Origin of the sequence: Simplicispira psychrophila DSM 11588 (assembly GCF_000688255.1) — a bacterium.
In the GTDB taxonomy this organism is placed as follows: Bacteria; Pseudomonadota; Gammaproteobacteria; order Burkholderiales; family Burkholderiaceae_C; genus Simplicispira; species Simplicispira psychrophila.
The window spans coordinates 76796-97412 of sequence record NZ_JHYS01000009.1; the positions used below are offsets into that span (position 1 = coordinate 76796).

12 protein-coding genes, 2 tRNA genes and 1 riboswitch are annotated in these 20617 nt (G+C 60.6%); of the genes, 3 read left to right on the top strand and 11 right to left on the bottom strand.

All coding sequences use genetic code 11. From position 1 onward, the window contains the following. Positions 1 to 59: 59 nt before the first annotated feature. The 3 genes from nrdR to Q390_RS0110875 all read right to left on the bottom strand — a co-directional run bounded on the left by nrdR (position 60) and on the right by Q390_RS0110875 (position 2887). On the bottom strand, positions 60 to 509 hold the full coding sequence (nrdR, locus tag Q390_RS0110865; RefSeq protein WP_027996082.1) for a transcriptional regulator NrdR: 450 nt from the start codon (positions 507 to 509) through the stop codon (positions 60 to 62). A gap of 13 nt (positions 510 to 522) precedes the next feature. After that, positions 523 to 1767, bottom strand: coding sequence for a serine hydroxymethyltransferase (gene glyA / locus Q390_RS0110870; RefSeq protein WP_027996083.1), 1245 nt, complete (start codon positions 1765 to 1767; stop codon positions 523 to 525). Positions 1768 to 1804: 37 nt separating this feature from the next. Next, positions 1805 to 1965: riboswitch (ZMP/ZTP riboswitch) on the bottom strand. A gap of 49 nt (positions 1966 to 2014) precedes the next feature. After that, positions 2015 to 2887, bottom strand: a complete 873-nt coding sequence (locus Q390_RS0110875) for a lytic transglycosylase domain-containing protein (RefSeq protein ID WP_027996084.1) — start codon at positions 2885 to 2887, stop codon at positions 2015 to 2017. A gap of 516 nt (positions 2888 to 3403) precedes the next feature. Here Q390_RS0110875 and Q390_RS0110880 point away from each other — a divergent pair. Both Q390_RS0110880 and Q390_RS0110885 read left to right on the top strand, forming a co-directional pair. Beyond that, complete coding sequence (locus Q390_RS0110880; protein WP_027996085.1) at positions 3404 to 7210, top strand: DUF748 domain-containing protein; 3807 nt, start codon at positions 3404 to 3406, stop codon at positions 7208 to 7210. Positions 7211 to 7403: 193 nt separating this feature from the next. Next, complete coding sequence (locus Q390_RS0110885) at positions 7404 to 10172, top strand: DUF349 domain-containing protein (protein WP_245606901.1); 2769 nt, start codon at positions 7404 to 7406, stop codon at positions 10170 to 10172. Positions 10173 to 10312: 140 nt separating this feature from the next. Here Q390_RS0110885 and Q390_RS19945 read toward each other — a convergent pair whose 3' ends face one another. The 6 genes from Q390_RS19945 to Q390_RS0110910 form a co-directional block, all read right to left on the bottom strand. Continuing rightward, a complete protein-coding gene (locus tag Q390_RS19945) occupies positions 10313 to 10780 on the bottom strand; it encodes a hypothetical protein (RefSeq protein ID WP_156949887.1) in 468 nt (155 codons plus the stop codon). Positions 10781 to 10857: 77 nt separating this feature from the next. Next, positions 10858 to 11187, bottom strand: coding sequence for a helix-turn-helix domain-containing protein (locus Q390_RS18240; RefSeq protein WP_051603183.1), 330 nt, complete (start codon positions 11185 to 11187; stop codon positions 10858 to 10860). Continuing rightward, positions 11184 to 11513 carry a type II toxin-antitoxin system RelE/ParE family toxin gene (locus Q390_RS0110895; protein ID WP_037472762.1) on the bottom strand — a complete coding sequence of 110 codons (330 nt, stop codon included), beginning with the start codon at positions 11511 to 11513 and terminating at the stop codon, positions 11184 to 11186. The genes Q390_RS18240 and Q390_RS0110895 overlap by 4 nt, the downstream gene beginning before the upstream one ends. Before the next feature lie 307 nt (positions 11514 to 11820). Continuing rightward, positions 11821 to 13044, bottom strand: coding sequence for a tyrosine-type recombinase/integrase (locus tag Q390_RS0110900; RefSeq protein WP_027996088.1), 1224 nt, complete (start codon positions 13042 to 13044; stop codon positions 11821 to 11823). A 184-nt stretch (positions 13045 to 13228) separates the two neighbouring features. Next, a tRNA-Leu gene (locus Q390_RS0110905) sits at positions 13229 to 13313 on the bottom strand. 108 nt (positions 13314 to 13421) lie between these two features. Continuing rightward, positions 13422 to 13506: transfer RNA gene (locus Q390_RS0110910), tRNA-Leu, on the bottom strand. 34 nt (positions 13507 to 13540) lie between these two features. Here Q390_RS0110910 and rnr point away from each other — a divergent pair. Next, positions 13541 to 16084, top strand: coding sequence for a ribonuclease R (gene rnr, locus Q390_RS18245; protein ID WP_084153875.1), 2544 nt, complete (start codon positions 13541 to 13543; stop codon positions 16082 to 16084). Between the two features lie 75 nt (positions 16085 to 16159). Here rnr and Q390_RS0110920 read toward each other — a convergent pair whose 3' ends face one another. Together Q390_RS0110920 and Q390_RS0110925 are read right to left on the bottom strand one after the other, a co-directional pair. Beyond that, a complete protein-coding gene (locus Q390_RS0110920) occupies positions 16160 to 17704 on the bottom strand; it encodes an NAD(P)H-hydrate dehydratase (RefSeq protein WP_027996089.1) in 1545 nt (514 codons plus the stop codon). Between the two features lie 30 nt (positions 17705 to 17734). Continuing rightward, the gene (locus Q390_RS0110925) at positions 17735 to 20428 is read right to left on the bottom strand and encodes a bifunctional acetate--CoA ligase family protein/GNAT family N-acetyltransferase (protein WP_027996090.1); all 2694 of its coding nucleotides are present in this window, start codon (positions 20426 to 20428) and stop codon (positions 17735 to 17737) included. Between the last annotated feature and the right edge of the window lie 189 nt (positions 20429 to 20617).

A 20617-nucleotide genomic window follows, 5' to 3' on the forward strand; every position in this document is an offset into this window, starting at 1 on the left:
ATAGCTTTTGGCGCACGTATCTAAAGGGCTAGAGGCCTAAAACACTGATATTTTAGCTTTCAGCGCCGCACTTCATCCACCAAGGTCTTGAACTCGTCAATGTCTTGAAAGCTGCGGTAGACGCTGGCAAAGCGGATGTAGGCGATGGTGTCGAGCTTTTTCAGTTCTTGCATCACCCATTCGCCGATACGGTGGGAGGCGATTTCGCGCTGGCCGAGGTTGAGCAGCGTTTCTTCAATCCGCTCAATCGCAGCGTCGATTTGCGCGGTGCTTACCGGTCTTTTGCGTAGCGCAATGCGCAGCGAACCGAGCAATTTGGCGCGTGCGTAGTCGGTGCGGCGGCCGTCTTTTTTGACGACCACCGGAAAGTTGACTTCGGGGCGCTCGTAAGTGGTAAAGCGCTTTTCGCAGGCGCCACATTGGCGGCGCCGGCGCACAAAGGCCCCGTCTTCAGACACCCGGGTTTCAACGACTTGCGTCTCCTGGTGGCTGCAGAAGGGGCATTTCATGGGTTTGTCAGCTTCAACCGTAGACCGGGAAGCGGGCGGTCAGCGCGTTGACCTTGGCACGCACGGCGGCAATGTGGGCTTCGTCGCGTGGGTTGTCCAGTACGTCGGCCAGCAGGTTGGCGGTGATGCGCGCTTCTTCGTCCTTGAAGCCGCGCGTCGTCATGGCGGGCGTGCCAACACGGATGCCGCTGGTGACCATCGGCTTTTCGGGGTCGTTGGGGATGGCGTTCTTGTTGATGGTCATGTGGGCAGCGCCTAGTACAGCCTCAGCCTCTTTGCCAGTGATGCCCTTGGCGCGCAAATCGACCAGCATCAGGTGGCTTTCGGTGCGGCCGCTGACGATGCGCAGGCCGCGCTCGGTCAGCGTCTCGGCCATGATTTGCGCGTTTTTCAGCACCTGCTGCTGGTACAGCTTGAATTCGGGCTGCAGCGCTTCTTTGAAGGCCACCGCTTTGGCGGCGATGACGTGCATCAGTGGGCCGCCTTGCAGGCCAGGGAAGATGGCGCTGTTGATGGCTTTCTCGTGCTCGGCCTTCATCAAAATGATGCCGCCGCGCGGGCCGCGCAGGCTCTTGTGTGTGGTCGAGGTGACGATGTCGGCGTGTGGCACCGGGTTGGGGTAAATGCCCGCAGCAATCAGACCGGCGTAGTGCGCCATGTCCACCATGAAAATCGCGCCGACTTCTTTGGCAATTTTGGCAAAGCGGGCAAAGTCGATGTGCAGGCTGTAGGCCGAGGCGCCCGCGACGATCAGCTTGGGCTTGTGTTCGCGCGCTTTGGCTTCCATGGCGTCATAGTCGATTTCTTCCTTGGCGTTCAGGCCGTAAGAGACGACATTGAACCACTTGCCGCTCATGTTGAGCGCCATGCCGTGCGTCAGGTGACCGCCTTCGGCCAAACTCATGCCCATGATGGTGTCACCGGGCTTTAAGAACGCCAAAAACACCGCTTCGTTGGCCGAGGCACCGCAATGCGGTTGTACGTTGGCGCAATCAGCACCAAAAATTTGTTTAACGCGGTCGATGGCCAATTGCTCGGCCACATCGACATATTCGCAGCCGCCGTAGTAGCGGCGGCCCGGGTAGCCTTCGGCGTATTTGTTGGTCAGCTGCGAGCCTTGGGCCCACATCACGGCGGGCGAGGCGTAGTTTTCGCTGGCGATCAGCTCGATGTGGTGTTCTTGGCGCGCGTTTTCAGACTGAATAGCGGCAAAGATTTCGGGGTCGGCTTGCTCGACAAGAATATTGCGTGGGTACATAGTGATGGCAGTCCTGTGAACTGGTGTCCCTTGAAACAAGGGCTGCCCAGGCGAACGGCTGAACACTCGGGCCAGAAGCCCGGGCGGTACGCTCCCTAGTGGTTTGGTAGCAGCCCCAATGGCCGCCGGGGAGATCCACGTCAGCGCCAATCACCCTGTAGCAGGGCGTAGCGCCTATCGCCAGTCGCGTACCCGACGAGTGTAGCTGAGTGTGCTGCTTGCCTGCGCAGTGCAAGGCGATCTCCTTTCAGAGTGGCGCCAGCAGAGCCACCTTTTCATCTGCTGCGGGGGCTGAAGCAGGCGATATTTGCAAAGGGGCCGCCTGGTCCGGTGCGGGTGCGCTGTCAGTGGCCGTCTTGGCCAGCACCATGCGTGGTGTGGGGCGTGCAATGCGCCGTCCGCCCGCAACTTGGCGCAGCTGAAAATGTTCAGCCAAGACCTTGGCGGCGTAGCCACCGTCGCTGGGCAGATTAGCGGCACCGACGTAATAGCGCAGACCACCTTCGATGGAGCCGGCGCGGGCAATACATTCTTGCAGTACTTTGACGCCGACACGCAGGTTGGTGACGGGATCAAACGCCGCCAGCTTACCGCCGACGCTTTCGTATTTGTCGGTGTGCACACGCGTCATGACTTGCATGAGGCCCTGCGCACCCACCGCGCTCTGCGCAAACGGGTTGAATTTGGACTCGATGGCCATGACGGCCAAAATCAGGGTGGGGTCAAGTTTGACGCGGGCACCGGTCTCATACGCTTCGGCCACCAACAAGCCTACGGGCTCAGGGGCCACGCGGTATTTTTTGCTCAGCCAGTAAGCCACGGTGGCCTGCTCCTTGGGCAGGCTCTTGGGGTTGACCGCCATGGCGCGTTCGCTGGGCTCGGGTTCAAGCTCTGCCGGGGTAACCAGTACCGCCACCTGCTCTTGTCGCGCCTGTAGCCAGCTGATCAGCTGCTCTTCGCCGGTCTGGCGCAGGTTGGGGCGTGCCACCAGAGCGATGGCCACAAAGGCGACCGCCAGGCCTAGCAGGGCGAAGCTGCTGTGAATGATTTGAAGAAAGCCGGCGGTCACGTCGCCTGCAAAGGTGCGTAAACCGGATTTCATTTTTTCAGGGGCTGTCATAGCTTCCTTTAAGTGGCGAGAGTCTGAGCGGGGAGCGCCTCCAAAGGGAGAGCGATCTACTCAAAACATGTCGTCTGGATGGGTACCCCTCAAATTCGTGTAGAGCGCGCGGCGCTTGCAAACATCGAATTGACTGAGCCGGGTTGGCAGCGCTTAGGGGTTTGTACTAGCCCATTTTGGGGGGCTGGCGAATTCTAAAAGCTCATTAAATAGCAAGTCAAGACTAAAGAATTTAATTTTTATACATTAAATGTATTTGTATACTGTATTTAAAAACAGGTAAAAGCTTATTGGCTCTGCTGGTCTGATGATGTGAGTGTCTTTTCGGGCAAGTGTTTGCCAACCTGCTGGCGTCTATGCTTTTTATCAAAATATTGCCATTTATTTCATTTTTTAGGCCTTGTACAGCAGGCTTTGTTGTGGCCATTCAGCAATCGATTGTGGCTTTAGGGCTGGTTTTTTCTGGTGCAATCAGGGGTTGGGCATGCATATGCCTTGGCTTTCTGGAATCAGGCAATGCAGCTCCCCTTCTTTCATTACCATCCTTGGGCCCGGCGTGCGGCCGGGGGGGTCGCCGGCATTTTGTTGTTGTGGGCGCTGGGCTGGCTGCTGTTGCCACCGCTGCTGCGCAGTCAGGGCGAAAAAATAGCCACGGAAAAATGGGGACGTCTAGTTTCGATTGGCCGGGTTGATTTCAGGCCTTGGACACTGGAATTGATCGTGCACGATCTGGCCATTGCCAGCAGCGATGGCGGTGGACCCCAGCTGTACATCCAACGTATCTATATAGATGCTGCCCTGCAGTCGGTACTGCGCTTGGCACCTGTGATCGATGCGATTGAAATCGACAATCCGACCGTGCGCTTGACACAGCTTGCGCCTAGCCACTATGACATCGACGATGTGCTGGAGCGCCTGCGGACAGCGGCGCATGAGGAGGAGGCAAGTTCGCCGCTGTACTTTGCGCTCTACAACTTGGTGGTGCGTGGTGGCGCAGTAGATTTCAAGGATGAGACCGTGGGCCGCACGCACACAGTACGCGCTCTGGAACTGAAAGTGCCTTTTTTGAGCAATCTGCCATCCCAGCGTGACATCAAAGTGGCGCCACACTTGTCGTTTCTGTTGAACGACAGTCCTTTTGACGCTCTGGCAGAGGCGGTACCGTTCACTGAAAGTCGCAAGGCCGAGGCCTCGATCCACGTGTCCGGCGTGGATATCGCGCCTTACCTGGGCTATTTGCCCGCCAGTGTGCCGGTGCGATTGCAGGCGGGTCTGCTGGATGCGCATTTACGCTTGGCGTTTGAGCACACGCCGACCACAGCGGTCCGGCTCAGCGGCAACCTGCAATTGCGCAAAGTCCAGGTGGCGCAAGCCTCTCAGAGTCCCTTGCTCTCATTTGATGAGCTGACGGTACAGGTTGAAGACTTTCAGCCGCTAGCCCGCCGGTTGCACATCGGCAGCGTGGTGCTGGAGGCGCCCCACTTGTCTGTGCAGCGCAGCCGTTCCGGACAGATCAATCTGGACTTGGCATCTGCATCCACCGCTACATCCACGTCCCCCAAGGTGCCGCCGGCCAGGCAGCAATCGGTCAAAGCCAAGATGGCTGTGCCTTTGATGGGTACGCCTGACCAGGGGGCCGACTGGTCACTGGCAGTGGATCGCTTGGCAGTGCGCGGTGCGCAGGTGGACTGGCTGGATGAGAGTGTGGTGCCAGTCAGCGCCCAGCTGGGTTTGCGCCATCTGGTGCTGGATGCCTCTGCCATGGCCTGGCCGCTGAGTCAGCCACTGTTGTTTTCTGGCGGTGCCGACATCGTTGGCACCGCATCCGCCGCAATGCAAAAAAAGACGCTGATGCCAGCGCCGGCGCGGCTGCTGTTTAGCGGCAAGGCCACAGAGCAAAAGGGCCAGATCGCCACTTCTATGCAGGATTTTTCACTGGCGCTGGTGGCGCCCTATCTGGGGCAATGGCTGACGCCCCGATTGACCGGCGCGCTGAATGCGGACCTGGGTCTGGCCTGGCAAGGCGCAGCGGTGGTGGCGCAGGTGTCGCGTTTGACCGTCGATGGGCTGGAACTCGCTTGTGAGGTGCGTACCGACTGCGTGCCACCCGCAGCCACCGGTTTAGCCATGCACAGTGCAGCGTCACTGGCCGAGTTGAAAAAATTTCAGGTCGATGATGCCCAGGTGAACTTGGCCCGGCGCAGCATCACTGTCGGCAAAATGGCGTTGACACAACCGCGTGGCTGGGTTGAGCGGGATGCAAAGGGCCGCTGGATGTTTGAGCGCTGGCAGGTCGCGCGCCCACAACCGATGCGCCCGGAGCCTTTACTGTCGGCCCCAGCCAAACGCCTGGGGGAGCCTGAAATTCCTTGGTCGGTGCAGTGGGCCGAGTTGACGCTGGACGCTGGATCGGCGGCCTTGAGCGATTTTTCCAAAGCTGCACCGGTGTCGTTGCTGGTCTCGGCCTTGCGGGTACGGCTGACGGACTTTGCTCCGCTGGCACAGGTGGCCAAACCGTCGCCCCTGGTGATTTCTGCGCGTATCGGTGCAGGGCGCGCCGATCCTGGGCGCCTTGAATACGACGGTACGTTGGGCCTGGCGCCGCTGTCGGCACAGGGCCGGTTACTGGCGGCTCAGGTACCGCTCCATGCATTTGAGCCGTATGTTGCCGATGTGCTCCAAGTGCGCATTCGCCGCGCGGATGGCAGTTTTCAAGGACAGGTGAATTACGCCCAGGGGCCTGTCGGGCCACAACTGCAGGTGAAGGGCGATGCCGCCCTGGACGATGTGCGGGTACGTATGGTGCAGGCCGAGGCTCAACCGCCAGGCGATGTCGGTACGCCTTGGTCCACGCCACGGCAGCAGGCGCCGAGTGACGACCTGCTCAACTGGAAGTCACTCCAGTTGCGCGGGGTCGAGGTGGCGCTCGCACCGGGCAAGCCGCTGTCAGTGGATGTGCGTGAAACAGTGCTGAGTGATTTTTTTGCACGTGTCATTTTGCAAAGCACGGGTCGCCTCAATCTGCAGGATCTGCTGAAAGCGCCCCCTGCAGCAGCGGATGTCCCCGCCGTTGTGGTGACATCCAGCGCTGCTCGCACTTCCAGTGAGCCCAGCCCAGTGCCCCCCATCATCCATATTGGCCCGGTACTGCTCACGGGAGGAAATGTCCATTTCAGTGATTACTTTATTAAGCCCAACTATTCGGCCCAGCTGAGTGGGCTGACTGGGAGACTGAGTGCGTTTTCGTCTGTTGCAGTAGCGCCAGGGGGGACTCCTGAGATGGCCGATTTGGAACTGCGTGGCCGGGTTGAGGGCACGGCATCGCTGGAAGTCGTGGGCCAGCTCAACCCTTTGACACAGCCCTTGGCGCTGGATATCCAGGGCCATATGCGCGATCTGGAACTGCCGCCGCTGTCGCCCTACACCGTCAAATATGCTGGCCACGGCATCGAGCGCGGCAAGCTCAGCATGGATATCACTTATCAAGTGCAGCCCAATGGCCAGCTCACGGCCAGCAACAAGCTGGTTTTGAATCAGTTGGTGTTTGGTGACCCGGTGGAAGGGGCGCCAGCCAGCCTGCCGGTGCGCTTGGCGGTAGCGTTGTTGGCGGATCGCAATGGGGTGATCGACGTTGAGTTACCGATCAAGGGCTCGCTCAATGACCCGGAATTTCGCTTGGGTCCGGTGATTTTCAGGATTTTGGGCAACCTCATCATGAAGGCCATTACTTCGCCGTTTTCCCTGCTGTCCAGCGCTCTGGGCGGTGGCGATGAGTTGGGTCAGGTGGAGTTTGCGCTGGGCAGTGCTGCGCTGGATGCGCCGGCGCGCCAGCAGCTGGACAAGGTGGCCCGTGCGCTGCTGGACAGGCCGGCACTCAAAATGACTGTCGTCGGCGAGGCTAGTAGTGATGCCGAGCGCAGCGCTTGGAAGCGCGAGCGCCTGCAAGACATGCTACTGGCGCAAAAACGTCGCGCCACGCTGCGCGCTGGCCAGTCCGCTGACGTGATCACGGCGGTGACTACCGATGACTATCCGGTGCTGCTCAAAGAGCTTTACCGCCGCACCGATATGGCCAAACCGCGCAACGTGGTGGGTATGGCCAAGGAGTTGCCGCAGAGCGAAATGGAAGCCTTGCTGCTGGTCAGCATCACGCTGCCTGACGATGCCATGCGCGAATTGGCGCTGGCGCGGGGTGTGGCCGTACGCGACTACTTGGCGCAGCAGCCGTTGCCGCTGGAGCGATTATTCCTGGGCGCAGTCAAAACGGTGCCGTCAGTGCCGGCGTGGACACCCCATGCTGAACTCACTCTCGGGACGCGCTGATGGATGTCTTAGCACCTCACTAGCACCTCAACATACTGCTCATAAAGAGTTGCATTGCAAATACCGGCGAAAATAGTCGTTTGGTCTACCATCCGGGCACTGATTGATTGCCCAGAAGGTGGCCGCGCCCGGGGTTGTTCCCGCGTGTTCGTCTTCTACTGAATCCATGTTTCCTTTTTTTTCTCGCAACAAAATGTCCGACGCACCCGAAATGACCCCGGTTCCAGCCAAAACTCCCGAAGCGCATCCCATGGATGGGATCACCGGTGGCGCTTTCTCGGCGGCCACCTCGGGTGAGCGCGCTGCGCGCATCCGCGAATGGCTCACCACCCAGCCTAGCCCTGATCAATTGCAGGAAGTGTTCAAGGAACTCAGTGGCCGCGATAAGGGCGCCGCCCGCGCCGTGCGCGAGCGCCTGGATGAACTGCGCCGCGCCAAGAACCAAGAGGCCATCGCCGCCGAATGGGCCGACAAGGCGACGGCGCTGCTGGGCGCCGCCAAACTCAATATTGCTGATGCTTTGGCGTGGCAACGCGATGCCGCCAAAGCCGGCGCGCCGCTGTCGCGCGAGCCGCTGTCACTGCTCAAGGTACAGCTGGCCGATCGCATCAAGGTGATTGAAGACCTGCAGCACCGCGTACAGGTGCAGCGCGAGGCTGCCGTCTTGCTGGCCCAGCGCATTGAAGTGCTGTCCACCAAGTCCTGGCGCGATGCGCAAGCGGCGCTGGAAGTGCTGCGGGTGGACGTGCAGCACTGGCAAGACCAGGCACAAGAGTTGGCAGGCGACGCTAGCTGGGCCAGCGTGGAAGCGCGCTTCCCGCCGCTGCTTGAATCTTCCCGTACCCAATTATTGGTAGTGTGGGATGCTTTCCAGCCGGCCGTGGCGCAAGCCGTCGCCGCTGCTGAAGATGCCAGCCTGCCCTTGCCTCCAGTGCCCGTGTGGGCCGACGAGCTGCGCGTGGCGCGCGGTGGTGTGCCGGTTGCTGAGGCGGCTGCTGTCGAACGCTCAGCGCGCCAGCCCAAACCCAAGGCACCGCCCGAGGCCATCGCCAAAGCTGCACAAATCGTCGGTGAAGCACTGGCCAAATTGGAGCAGGAAACCTCTGAAGGCCACGGCAAAGCCAGTGCCGGCGCTGCCGCAGAACTACGCGCTGTGCTCAAAGTCCACGGTAAACACATTGATGTTGCGCTGGAACAAAAAGTGCACGCTGCCCTGGTGGCGGCGGGCGAGCTGGAAGGCTGGCAGCGCTGGAGTGCCGACCAAGTACGTGAAGAACTGCTGGCCAAAGCCGAAGGGCTGCTGCAGCGCCCTGAAGGCCAGTCGCTGGGCGGACGCAAGATGCAGGAAACCTTGCGCCATCTGCGCGAGCAATGGAAGCAGGCTGACCAAGGCGGTGCGCCCAACCATGGTCTCTGGAAGAAATTTGACGAAGCCTGCAATGCGGCGCACAAAGTGGTGGAAGCCTGGCTGGACAAGATTCGCACCGAAGCGACCCAGCACAAGGCGGAGCGCCTGGCGTTGATTGAAGAAGTCAAAGCCTGGGCACAAGAGCACGCCGCCTCCGGCGACTGGAAGGCCATCCACCGTGCGCTGTACCAGTTTGGTGATCGCTGGCGCGCTGGCGGCCATGTCGGCGAAAAAATATTTACCGAATTGCAGCCTCTGTGGAAGCAGGCCATCGCACAAGCAGCCGCACCTTTTGAGGCAGCGCAAAAAGAAAGTTTGGCGCGTCGCCACGCCATGATCGAAGAAGCCACTTTGCTGGGCGCCGCGCCGGTGTTGCGTATTGACGCCGTCAAGACGCTGCAGCAGCGCTGGCAGGCCGAGGCGCAAAGCGTGCTGCTGGAGCGCAAGCACGAGCAAAAGCTTTGGGACGCTTTCCGTCAACCGATTGATGAGGCGTTCAACCGAAAAACCGCTGAACGTGAACGTGGCGTGGCTGAAGTCAGCGCCCATGACCGCGCTGTCATCGATGCGGCTAAAGCCCTGGATGCTGCCAACGCCAGCGGTGATGTCCAGCAAATTCGCAGTGCCATGGCGGCGCTGGACGCGGCTTTGCGCGGCCAAGCCCAAGCACAGGCAAGGGACCAAGCCAGTGCAGCTGAAAATAAACAGTCAAATCAGCCTCAAGCGCCCGAGCAGAAAGCGCCTCAAGCTATAGAAAAAGAAGCTGATGCCTCTGTCACAGCGAACGAAGAAGACAGCGCTGCGCCGGCAACAGACGCGGATACAGAGGCAGGCGCTGCTGCGGTAGAGGCCGCGCCTGTAGCTCCGCCTAAACCTGCGGCACGTCCGGTGGTGGCGGTGCGCGGTGACGATCGCCCCGGCATGAAGAAAGATGCGCCTGCACCGATGGGTCGAGGTGGCCGTCCCGGCGGGCGTGACGAGCGCCCCGGTCAAGGTCGCGATGCCGGTCGCCCCGGTATGCCGCGCGGCCCCCGCGACGATGCGCGCGGTGGTGGCCGTTTTGGTGACCGCCCAGTCTATGAAGACCGTGGTCCCCGCTTGGGTGATGCGGCTTTCCGCGCACAGCGCGAAGCCATGGAGCACGCACAGCAAACACTCAAAAAATTGGCAGCACAAGCCCATGGCGAGGCCTTGACGCAATTGCTGACGGCCTGGGAAAAACGTGATGCAGCCTTGCTGCCCTCGACCCAAGAGCTGGGCGCTGGTGTTACGGCATCGGTGCGCAGTGCTTGGACGCAAGCGCTCGAAAAACCACCGGCAGGCGATGCGGCACAGGCTTTGCTGCGGTTGGAAATGGCCTCGGAGACGCCGACGCCGGCCGATCATCTGCCGGAGCGCCGCATGTTGCAACTGCAGTTGCTGACGCGACGCAATGACCCCGCTCCAGCGCAAACCTGGGGGCAGGACACAGCCACGGTGCTGGCCAGCGCCAATGATGCCGCTAGCGCGCGGCGTTTGCAGAATGCTTTGAAGGCTTTGCTGCGCAAGCAGTGATGCATGGCTTTGCGGGTCAGGGCATGTGGATGCCCAGCCCGCAGAGTACACAGAGCCAGTGGAAATTTGCCAAGAAGCAAAAATACCGCTCAGAATGCTACTGGAAATGCAAAAAGCCGTTGCAAATGCAACGGCTTTTATTATTTTGGTGCAGAAGAGGACTCGAATTTTCCTCTGTAGATGTCGCATCCCGGACGATCATATGGTCGTTTATGGAACAAATGTGGGTGCTCGTGATACCAGTTTTTCATCGCCTGCATGGGTGTCTTGCTCTTGAGCGCTAACTCGTCTCTGTGAAACTTTGCTAATGCAATATCTTGAGAAGGCTTGCCGGATATAGCGCTGCTCTGCATTGACATACAAAGCAGCGCTTCTGGAGGTTGAACTCCCGGGTAATTTTCAATTGCCAAGGAAAATCCTTGTTCTACCCGCAGATGGATCGAATAGATTCTTCGCCAGTTATCTCCGTCGCCTACTGCTGTTGGGTCTATGCCAGCAATCAATGCTTCTGCTTCGCTATAGCCAAATTTATCTAAAAAATCCCAATGTGAAAAATTCGCCATCCCGTCCCCTATCTCGCCACCTGAAAAAGTAGCCAGCGCCGTCAAGTCAGGGTGTCCCGGTTGTCGCCTCGGGCAATTACTTCGGGGCTAGGCGTGGCTGCAAACTGTGCTGGCGTTGGTTGTCAGGCGTGCTCGGTCGCTCTGCGTGGAGCGCGCTTTGCGGATGCTGCCTTGGGCAGCGTTACTTGGATGGTGGGTGCCATGCCCGCCGTGGCGGCCATGTCCATCAGCGTGTCCAGTGAAAACAAACTCACCTTCCCACGCATCAGGTCAGACACGCGCGGCTGGGTCACGCCCAACAAAGCGGCCGCCTCCGCTTGGGTGATGCCTTGCTGGCGGATGACTTCGCTCAAACCCATCATCAGCGCGGCGCGCGCCTTCATGCTGGCTGCTTCTTGGGGCGTGTTTTCGATGGCATCCCACACGCTGGTGAATCGCTGTGCTGCGGTCATGGTGCAAGCTCCTTCATTAAATCCTTGAGCCGTTTCTGGGTCAGCTCAATATCCCGTTGGGCGGTTTGCTGCTTCTTTTTCTGAAAGCAGTGCAGCACGTAAATGGCATCGGCCAGCTTGGCCACATACATCACGCGGAACGTGCCCGCACCATCCCACACCCGCAGCTCAAGCACCCCTGCTCCCACGCTCGGCATGGCCTTGGCATCGTCGGGCGGCAGGCCGTTTTGCACCCGGTCGAGCTGGTAGCCCGCATCACGCATAGCGGCTTGGGGAAAGCTGCGCAGGTCGTCCAGTGCAGTGCCGCAAAACTCGATAGGCTTCATGGTCGAATTATATTGATTTTTGTATGGGATAGTCGGCGCACTGCCATCGTCTGAGTTACTGACTGCACGGTCAGCAGCGCCAGAGAGTGCTATATAAACATGAGCTATAACCGCACGCATCTAAAGGGCTAGATGACGATTTGACTGACATTTACACCAGTGGATTGAGCCTTTGCTGCAACGTCCTGCAACGGCTCAAAAATAATGACGTTGCAGGCCCAAACCCGCATGGTTAAAGGCTTGAACGTCTGCAACGTATGAAACGTCTATAAATATAAGTCGCGTGCGAATGTTTTTAAATCGGCGCTCATGCCATCTTTACGGCCAGTGGGATGACCTCCGCGCCAACACGTAGGCGGTCGAGGTAGTCGGCCCAGCGCTGCATCATCTGTTGGCGTGCGGGTAGGTGGGCGGTGCGGTTGTAGGCGCGGCCATTGGCATCTTTGACGGTGTGCGCCAACTGGTGCTCTATCAAGTCCACGCGCTCGCTCAGTACCTCGTCCATGATGGTTCTGGCAGTGGCGCGGAACCCGTGGGCGGTCTGCACTTCCTTGGTGTAGCCCATACCGCGCAGCGCAGCATTCACCGTGTTCTCGCTCATGGGCCGGGCGCCCGTGCGCAAGCTGCTGAAAACATACTGCCCCGCACCGGTCAACGGTTGCAGACTGCGCAGCAGCTCTATGGTCTGGGTCGATAGCGGGACGATGTGGTCAGCGCGCATCTTCATCTTCTCGCCGGGTATGCGCCACTCTGCGCTGTCGAAGTCCAGCTCCGTCCATTCCATGTGTCGCAACTCGCCGGGGCGCACCAACAGCATTGGCGACAACTTCAACGCCGCCACGGTGCAGGGGCTGCCGTTGTAGTCGTGCATGGCGCGCAGCAAGGCACCCAGCGCCAGCGGCTCGGTGATGGCGGCGTGGTGCTTTTTCTTGGTCTTGGGTAAGGTGTCGCGCAATCCAACGGTGGCATCTTTTTCTGTCAGGCCACGGCTCACGGCGTAGCGGAACACCAGCTCACAAGCGTTGGCTACCCGTTGGGCGGTATCAGCCACGCCACGGGCCGCTACCTTGTCCATCATGGCGCGCATGGTGGGTGGCTTGATGTTGGCAATGGGCAAGCGGCCTATCTCTGGGAAGACATCAATCTGTAGGCGGCGCTCTATCCTTGCGGCTGTGGCTTCGCTTCGCTTGTGAGCGGTTGCTTTGAGCCACGCTAGCGCCACAGCCTCGAAGGTGCTTTGCGCAGCGCTGGTGCTGGCCTGCTTGTCCTCACGCTTGGCGGTGCTGGGGTCGATACCTTGGGCGAGTTGCTCTTTGGCGCGCTTGCGGACTTCGCGTGCCTGCGCCAGCGAGACTGCCGGGTACACGCCGATATAGAGCGTCTTTTGCTTGCCGTGCATCCGGTAGGCCATGCGCCAGTATTTGCCTTCTGCCTTGACGTGCAGGTACATCGCGCCGCCGTCGGTGTGCTTGTCGCCAGCAGGTTTGCCGCTGTGCTTTGCTTTCTTGATGAAGGTGTCGGTCAGTGCCACGGTGCGCCCCTAGGTGGATGTGTTGGCTCCTGTTGGTGCGTCTGGCGTTAGGAACCAACAAAAGAACCAACAAAGTGATGGGCTTCCATGATGCCCTTTGACACTGTGTGACACAACAAAAAAGCCCCGCTCCTATGAAAGAGGGGGGCTTTGGCATGGCGTGACGTGCCATGAAACAGTGATTTGGTGCCCAGAAGAGGACTCGAACCTCCACGATGTTACTCGCTAGTACCTGAAACTAGTGCGTCTACCAATTCCGCCATCTGGGCATCTCAGGAAAGATTTGAATTGTATAGCAAGAAAATGATCGTTAAAGCCAATTGCAGCAAAACAGACAATAAAAAAGCCGCTGGAGTACAGCGGCTTCTCGTTAAACTTGGTGCCCAGGAGAGGACTCGAACCTCCACGATGTTACTCGCTAGTACCTGAAACTAGTGCGTCTACCAATTCCGCCACCTGGGCATCTCAGGAAAGAACAAGATTGTATATTAAAAAAATGAACTCCAGCACACACTCAGCCCATCCTGCCGACGAAATTGAAGGCGTCGTGCAAGGACACCGCGATGGCCATGGCTACGTGATCCGTAACGATGGTCAGTCAGATGTTTTTCTGCCTCCTAACGAAATGCGTGCTGTCTTGCACAAGGACCGTGTTCTGGTGCGTATCGTGCGTCAGGATCGACGTGGCCGGCCTGAGGGCCGCGTGGTCGAGATCATCGAGCGCCCACCTCAACCCTTGATCGGCCGGCTATTGCAAGAAAGCGGCGTCTGGCTGGTGGCGCCCGAAGACAAGCGCTATGGTCAGGATGTGTTGATTCCGACCGGCGCTCTGGCCATTGCCAAACCCGGCCAAGTGGTGGTGGTCGAGCTGACCGAGCCGCCGGCGCTGTTTGGTCAGCCGGTCGGCCGCATCACGGAAGTGCTTGGCGAAGTTGACGACCCCGGCATGGAAATTGAAATCGCCGTGCGCAAATATGGCGTGCCGCATGAATTTTCATCGGCCTGTCTGGAGCAGGCCAAAGGGCTGCCGGACCAAGTGCGCGCGCAAGACAAAAAACAGCGTGTTGACTTGACGGACGTGCCGCTGGTCACCATCGATGGCGAGGATGCACGCGACTTTGACGACGCCGTGTACTGCGAGCCGGCCAAAGTGGGGCGCGGCAAGGGTTGGCGCCTGTTGGTGGCGATTGCCGATGTCAGCCACTATGTGCAGACCGGCAGCGCCATCGATATCGATGCCTACGACCGTGCCACCAGCGTGTATTTTCCACGTCGCGTCATTCCGATGCTGCCGGAAAAGCTCAGCAACGGCCTGTGCTCGCTCAACCCCGAGGTCGAGCGCCTGTGTATGGTGTGCGACATGCTGGTCACCAGTACCGGTGAGGTGCATGCTTACCAGTTCTACCCGGCGGTCATGTTCAGCCATGCGCGCATGACGTACACCGAGGTGGCGGCCATCCTGGGCAACACGCGTGGCCCGGAAGCCGCCAAACGCCAAGAACGCATCCCTGATTTATTGAATTTGCACGACGTGTTTCGTGCCCTCCTAATTGCGCGGCGCGCACGTGGGGCGGTAGATTTTGAAACCACCGAAACGCAAATCGTTTGCGACGACAGTGGCCGTATCGAGAAAATTGTGGCGCGTACGCGCAATGATGCCCACCGCCTGATCGAAGAGGCCATGCTGGCAGCCAATGTCTGCAGTGCCGATTTCATTGCCCAGGGCAAGCAGCATGGCCTGTACCGCGTGCACGAAGGCCCAACGGCAGAAAAACAGGACATCCTGCGTACCTACCTCAAGGCCATGGCCGTGGGCCTGACGATCAGCGATAACCCGCGCCCGGCCGAATACCAGGCCATTGCCGACGCCACCAAAGACCGCCCCGACGCCCAGCAGATCCACACCATGCTGCTGCGCTCGATGCAACAGGCCATTTACACGCCGGAAAACAACGGCCATTTTGGTCTGGCGTTCGACGCTTACACGCATTTCACCAGCCCGATCCGGCGCTACCCAGACTTGTTGGTACACCGCGTCATCAAGGCCATTTTGGGGAATACCAAATACCGTTTGCCCGCCTTGCCGCTGCCCGGTGAAGCCCACGCCAAACTGGCCAAACGCCTTGCGGGTCGTGTGGCGCCGCCACTGGCACCCGGCGAAAAACCACGCAAAAAAGAAACTGGTGCGGCGTTGGTCGAAACCCAGTCGTGGGCGGCCGCTGGCCTGCATTGCAGCGCCAACGAGCGCCGTGCAGATGAGGCCAGCCGCGACGTCGAGGCTTGGCTCAAGTGCAAGTACATGCACCAGCACCTGGGCGAAGAGTTCAATGGCCTGGTCAGTTCCATCACCAGCTTTGGCATCTTTGTCACGCTCGACGAGATGTACGTCGAAGGGTTGGTACACATCACCGAGCTGGGCGGCGAATATTTCAAGTTCGACGAAACGCGCCAAGAACTGCGCGGCGAACGCAGCGGTATGCGCTTTGCCCTGGGTACGCCGGTGCGGGTGCAGGTCAGTCGCGTGGATTTGGATGGCCGGCGCATTGACTTTCGACTCATTACCGAGGGTGATACCGCGCTGCCCCGTGGCGCCAAAGAGCGCGGTGGCGCGCGCTCAGCCGGTAAATCTGTCGGAAAGGGCCGGGACAAGGAGCAGCGCCAGGAGCGTCAAGACCGGTCCGCGCGTCCGGTGCGCCCAGAGCAGCATTCTGACCGCCAGGACAGCAAGCGCCCGGCGCCGGTGTTGGCTGATGCAGTAGCAGCGGCACCCCTGCCACCAGCGCAGCAGCACGCCCGCCAGGCCCAGGAGTCTGCGCAGGACTACCCCAGCACCAGCAAGCCATCGACGCAAAAGGCGGCCTTGTTGAGCAAAGCAGTCCCTAAAAATTCGCCGCAGGCTAGCGCGTTGCCGACCGCTGAGTCCAGCAGCAAGCCCAGTAAGGGCGATAAGGGCGATCAGGGCAACAAAGTTGGCAAGACCGACCAAGCTGACAAAGCCCCGCCAGCGAAGAAAGCCAAAGAGCGTAAAAAGCGCGACTGACGTTAGCTGTCAAAATTTAACTATCAAAAAGATAGCTGTAACCGCTTGCTCAGCAAGCGTTTGCGGCTATTTTCATTAAAAATTCACAATTCCTGCGCGTTCCGCCAGCAGGCTGGCTGTCAAAGGCAGGTCTGCCGGCCACTGGTCGGCGGCCAAGCCGTGCGCAAAGACAGCGCTGGTGGCAGCCTCGAAGGGCGTGGCTGGGCTGGCGTTGGCAGCCCAGCGAGCGCCGATCATCCCCGCCAGTACGTCGCCTGTGCCGGCAGTGGCCAGGCGGGCGTTCCCGGTCGGGTTGATGTGCGGGGCCAGACCCGGCGCTGCTATCGCTGTGCCCGAACCCTTGAGAACGGTGGTGCAGCCAAAGCGCGCTGCCAGTTGCTGCGCCGCTTGCAGGCGGTGCGCCTGTACGCTGGCGGTGTCGATGCCGAGCAGGCGTGCCGCTTCCAGCGGGTGGGGTGTCAGCACGGTGGGCTGGTGCCGCTGTGCTCGGACTTGCAGGGCGGTTTGCAGACCTTCATGGGCGGCGATGGCGTTCAGCGCATCGGCATCCAGCACCAGCCGCGCCGCGCGCAACAGCACCGGCGCCAGCACGGCGCGTACAGCATCGCCCCCACCGCAGCCGCAGACCACAGTGAGATCTTCCAACTGCAAGGCGTCAAAGCGGCGAAACATCAGTTCGGGCTGCTGTGCGTCCAACTCCAACCCAGTGCTGTCCAGCGGCGCTACCAGCACCCGGCCAGCGCCGCTGTGCAAGGCCGCGCTGGCCGCCAGCAAAGCTGCGCCGACCATGCCCATGCCGCGCGCCTGCAGGCCTTCACCACCCACGATGGCTACGTCGCCATAGCTGCCCTTGTGGCTGGCATGGCAGCGCGTGACCGTTGGCCCGGGGCCGCTGAGCCAGGCGCTGGGTGCCTCGGTGCTTGGGGGGCACAGCAGATCGTCAAACCAGACCGTACCGGCGGCGTCGCGTCCGGCGCCGGTAAACAGGCCCGGCTTGAGGGTCAGCAGGCTCAGGGTGTGGCGGGCAGCAGGGACTGCGCCCCGGCTGTTGCTATCGCTGTCTGGCGCCAAGTCGGCTGTGTACTGGCCGGTATCTGCCTGCAGGCCGGTGGGCATATCGACCGCCAGCAAGGTGGCCGGACTGCAGCGCAGTTGCTGCAGCAGCTGGTGCAGTGGGCTGTCGGGCGCTGGAGCAAGGCGACTGTCGCTGGCTCCCAGGCCGATGCCTAGCAAGGCATCGATGCATAGATCAGCGGGACCCAAGTCTGACGGCGCTCGGTTGGCAAACCGCACGCCGGCGTTGCGGGCGCGCAGCCATGACTGGTGTGCATCTGGGGGAGCGTGTTCTGGCTGGCCCAGCCAAGTCACCACCACGTGCACACCGCAGCGCTGCAGGTGCAGTGCTGCTTCCAGACCGTCGCCCCCGTTGTTGCCGGGGCCGCAGGCGATCCAGATGGTGCGGGCGTGCGGTGCGAGTGCCCGTGCCAATTGGGCTATGGCCAGGCCGGCGCGTTGCATCAGGGTGTGCGCTGGTAGCTGGGCTGCGGCGTGGTGTTCGAGGCGCTGCGTAGCCACACTGCCAAACAGCGCATAAGACTGGGTAGGCTGTATGCGTCGCATGGCAGTGCTGTTGGCCAGGAGAGGGCGCGCTTAAAGCTTGTGCGTTACGAGTTTGAAGTCTGGATCTTCTGCGTAGGACTTGATGGCGAAGCCGAGGCGGCGCATGAGTTTGAGCATGTCCGGATTGTTTGCCAGCACCAGACCATCGATCTCGCTCAGGCCCTTGTCACGCGCCACGTTCATGATGCTGAGCATGAGCCGCGAGCCCAGACCCTTGCCGTTGAAGTCGTCGGCCACCACCAGGGCGAATTCGCAGCTGGAGCTGTCCGGATTGGTGACGTAGCGGGAGACGCCGACCATGCGTTCGGTTTCCACGATCTGGCCATCCGGGGTGGCGCTGCGCTGCTTGAAAATGGCGACCAGTGCCATCTCGCGGTCGTAGTCGATCAGCGTGAAGCGCGCCAGCATCGACGGTGGCAGCTCGGCCATGGACGAGACAAAACGGTAATAGCGGCTTTGCGATGAGAGGCTTTGCACCAGCATCTGCAGCATCTGGGCGTCGCCAGGATGGATCGGTCGAACGGTGTATTCGCCGCCGCCGCTCAGGGGCCAGGTTTGTTCGTAGCGTGCCGGGTAGGGCAGGATGGCCAAGTGGCCATAGCGGTGGCTGCCACGGCCACCGGCGGTTTGTGGAGCGTGCTTGATGGCGATGCGGGCGTCCACGGCGACGGCACCGAATTCGTCCACGATGATCGGATTGATGTCCATTTCGCGCAGCTGGGGCAACTCGCACGCCATTTCCGAGACGCGCAACAAAATCTGTTCCAGCGCTTCGATGTTGGTGGCGTTGGCACCGCGCCAGGCGCCCAAGGTGGTTGCGACGCGGGAACGATTGATCAGGCTGCGCGCCAGAAATGTGTTCAGCGGTGGCAGCTCCATCGACTTGTCGTCAATCAGCTCGATCATGGTGCCGCCGGCGCCAAAAGAGATCACCGGGCCAAACGGATCATCGGCTACCAAGCCAATACAGATCTCGCGTCCGCGGCGCACGCGGGCCATGACTTGCACCGTGACGCCGTTGATGCGTGCGTTGGGTTGCAGCCGGGTTACGCGCTGCACCATGTCGGTATAGGTGTCGCGTGCAGCGGCGCCATTCATGATATTGAGGGCCACGCCGCCGACATCGGATTTGTGCGTGACATCAGGCGAATCGATCTTCAGCGCCACCGGAAAGCCCAACTGCGTGGCGATCATCATGGCTTCGTGGGCACTGCGCGCCAAGATGGTCTGGGTGACTGGAATATGGAACGCCGCCAGCAGCGTTTTGGACTCCATCTCGGTCAGGATGTTGCGCCGTTCGGCGAGTGCGCTTTCAATCACCAGGCGAGCGCCTTCGATGTCGGGTTTGGCCAGGGTCGAAAGGGGCGGCGGGGTCTGCTGCAGCAGCTGCTGGTTTTGATAGAACGAAGCGATATTGCCAAAGGCGCCGACGGCCGCTTCCGGGGTGCGAAAAGTGGGGATGTTGGCCGCTTTCAGGGTGCTGCGTCCGGTGGCCACCGTAGCATCGCCCATCCAGCAGGTCAGCAGGGGCTTGCCCATGCGCTGCTTGGCGTTGGCCAATGCCTGTGCTATAGCGTCCGGGTCGGTGCCCGGGCGAGGCGAGTAGATGGCCAGTACGCCGTCGATCTGGCGGTCCTTGTCGGCGGCTTCAATGGCCGCTTTGTAATCGTCCGGGCCGGCATGTTCCGACAGATCGATGAGGTCGGTCAGTGAGGCCAGGGGCGGCAGCAGGGGCTGCAGGGCGGTGATCGATTCAGAAGACAGGCGACCCAGTTCGAGCGAGATTTCATTAACCCAATCGGCGGCCAGCACGCCAGGGCCGCCGCCGTTGGCAATGATGCCCAGGCGCCGGCCGACCGGGCGGTAGCGTGAGGCCAGGCATTTGGCCGCCGAGAACAGTTCGACGAACGAGTTCACCCGCACTGCACCGGCGCGGCGCAAAGCGGCATCAAACACATCATCGCTGCCGACAATGGTGCCGCTGTGCGTCTGCGCGGCTTCGTTGCCGGCCGGTTTGCGGCCGGCCTTCAGAACCACTACCGGCTTGGCATTGGCTGCCGAGCGCAGCGCACTCATGAAGTTGCGCACATTGCTGATGCCCTCCATGTAGACCACGATGCTTTGGGTCTGCCGGTCGTGCGCCAGAAAGTCCAGCACTTGGGCAATATCGAGGGCCGTGTTGGGCCCCAGTGAGACGACGGAGGAGAAGCCTACGCCGTTGCTGCTGGCCCAATCGAGGATGGCCGATGTCAGTGCGCCGGACTGTGATACCAGCGCCAGTGGGCCGGGGTGGGCCAGGGGGCCGGCAATACTGGCATTGAGTTGCAACAACGGGCGCTGCAGGCCCAGACAGTTGGGGCCGAGCAGGTGGATGTTTTCGCGCTGGGCGATTTTTTTCAGTTCGGCTGCTTCGTCCGGGGTGGTGCCGTTGGAAATGATCAAAGCCGAGCGGCAATTCATGCGGGCCGCCAATTCCAGGGTGCCGGCGATGTCGGCCGGCGGCTGTGCAATGATGGCTAGGTCGGCCCGGGTTTGCGCCAGATCGGCCAGCGTACCACTGGCTTTGGTGCTCAGGAATTGCAAAGTGCCTTTGAACTGCTGGGCGCGCAAAGTCTCGTGCAGCATGGCTGCCTGGGGCGTTTGCGTGGATGGGTCATCGTGCTCACCGGCAAATACGACGATGGATTCCGGGGTGAAAAGCGATGTGAGGTAGTGTTTGTCCATGGTGTTTCCAGCGTGATTCGATCCGGGCTGCGCGCAGGCCCTCAAGCAGCCCGTGAGCAGCGCCCCATGTGCCGTCCCTTGGCAAAAATGGGGTGCTTTGGTGTATTCGCATGTCGCACTGTAGCCAGTCTTGGTGTGCACGAACCAACTTGCCGCTACTTTTTGTGACGCAGCTCGCTGTAGCTGGTG

Coding starts and splice junctions, on each gene's coding strand:
- nrdR (WP_027996082.1), bottom strand. CDS start 509: ATGAAATGCCCCTTCTGCAGCCACCAGGAGACGCAAGTCGTTGAAACC.
- glyA (WP_027996083.1), bottom strand. CDS start 1,767: ATGTACCCACGCAATATTCTTGTCGAGCAAGCCGACCCCGAAATCTTT.
- Q390_RS0110875 (WP_027996084.1), bottom strand. CDS start 2,887: ATGACAGCCCCTGAAAAAATGAAATCCGGTTTACGCACCTTTGCAGGC.
- Q390_RS0110880 (WP_027996085.1), top strand. CDS start 3,404: ATGCAGCTCCCCTTCTTTCATTACCATCCTTGGGCCCGGCGTGCGGCC.
- Q390_RS0110885 (WP_245606901.1), top strand. CDS start 7,404: ATGTCCGACGCACCCGAAATGACCCCGGTTCCAGCCAAAACTCCCGAA.
- Q390_RS18240 (WP_051603183.1), bottom strand. CDS start 11,187: ATGACCGCAGCACAGCGATTCACCAGCGTGTGGGATGCCATCGAAAAC.
- Q390_RS0110895 (WP_037472762.1), bottom strand. CDS start 11,513: ATGAAGCCTATCGAGTTTTGCGGCACTGCACTGGACGACCTGCGCAGC.
- rnr (WP_084153875.1), top strand. CDS start 13,541: ATGAACTCCAGCACACACTCAGCCCATCCTGCCGACGAAATTGAAGGC.
- Q390_RS0110920 (WP_027996089.1), bottom strand. CDS start 17,704: ATGCGACGCATACAGCCTACCCAGTCTTATGCGCTGTTTGGCAGTGTG.
- Q390_RS0110925 (WP_027996090.1), bottom strand. CDS start 20,428: ATGGACAAACACTACCTCACATCGCTTTTCACCCCGGAATCCATCGTC.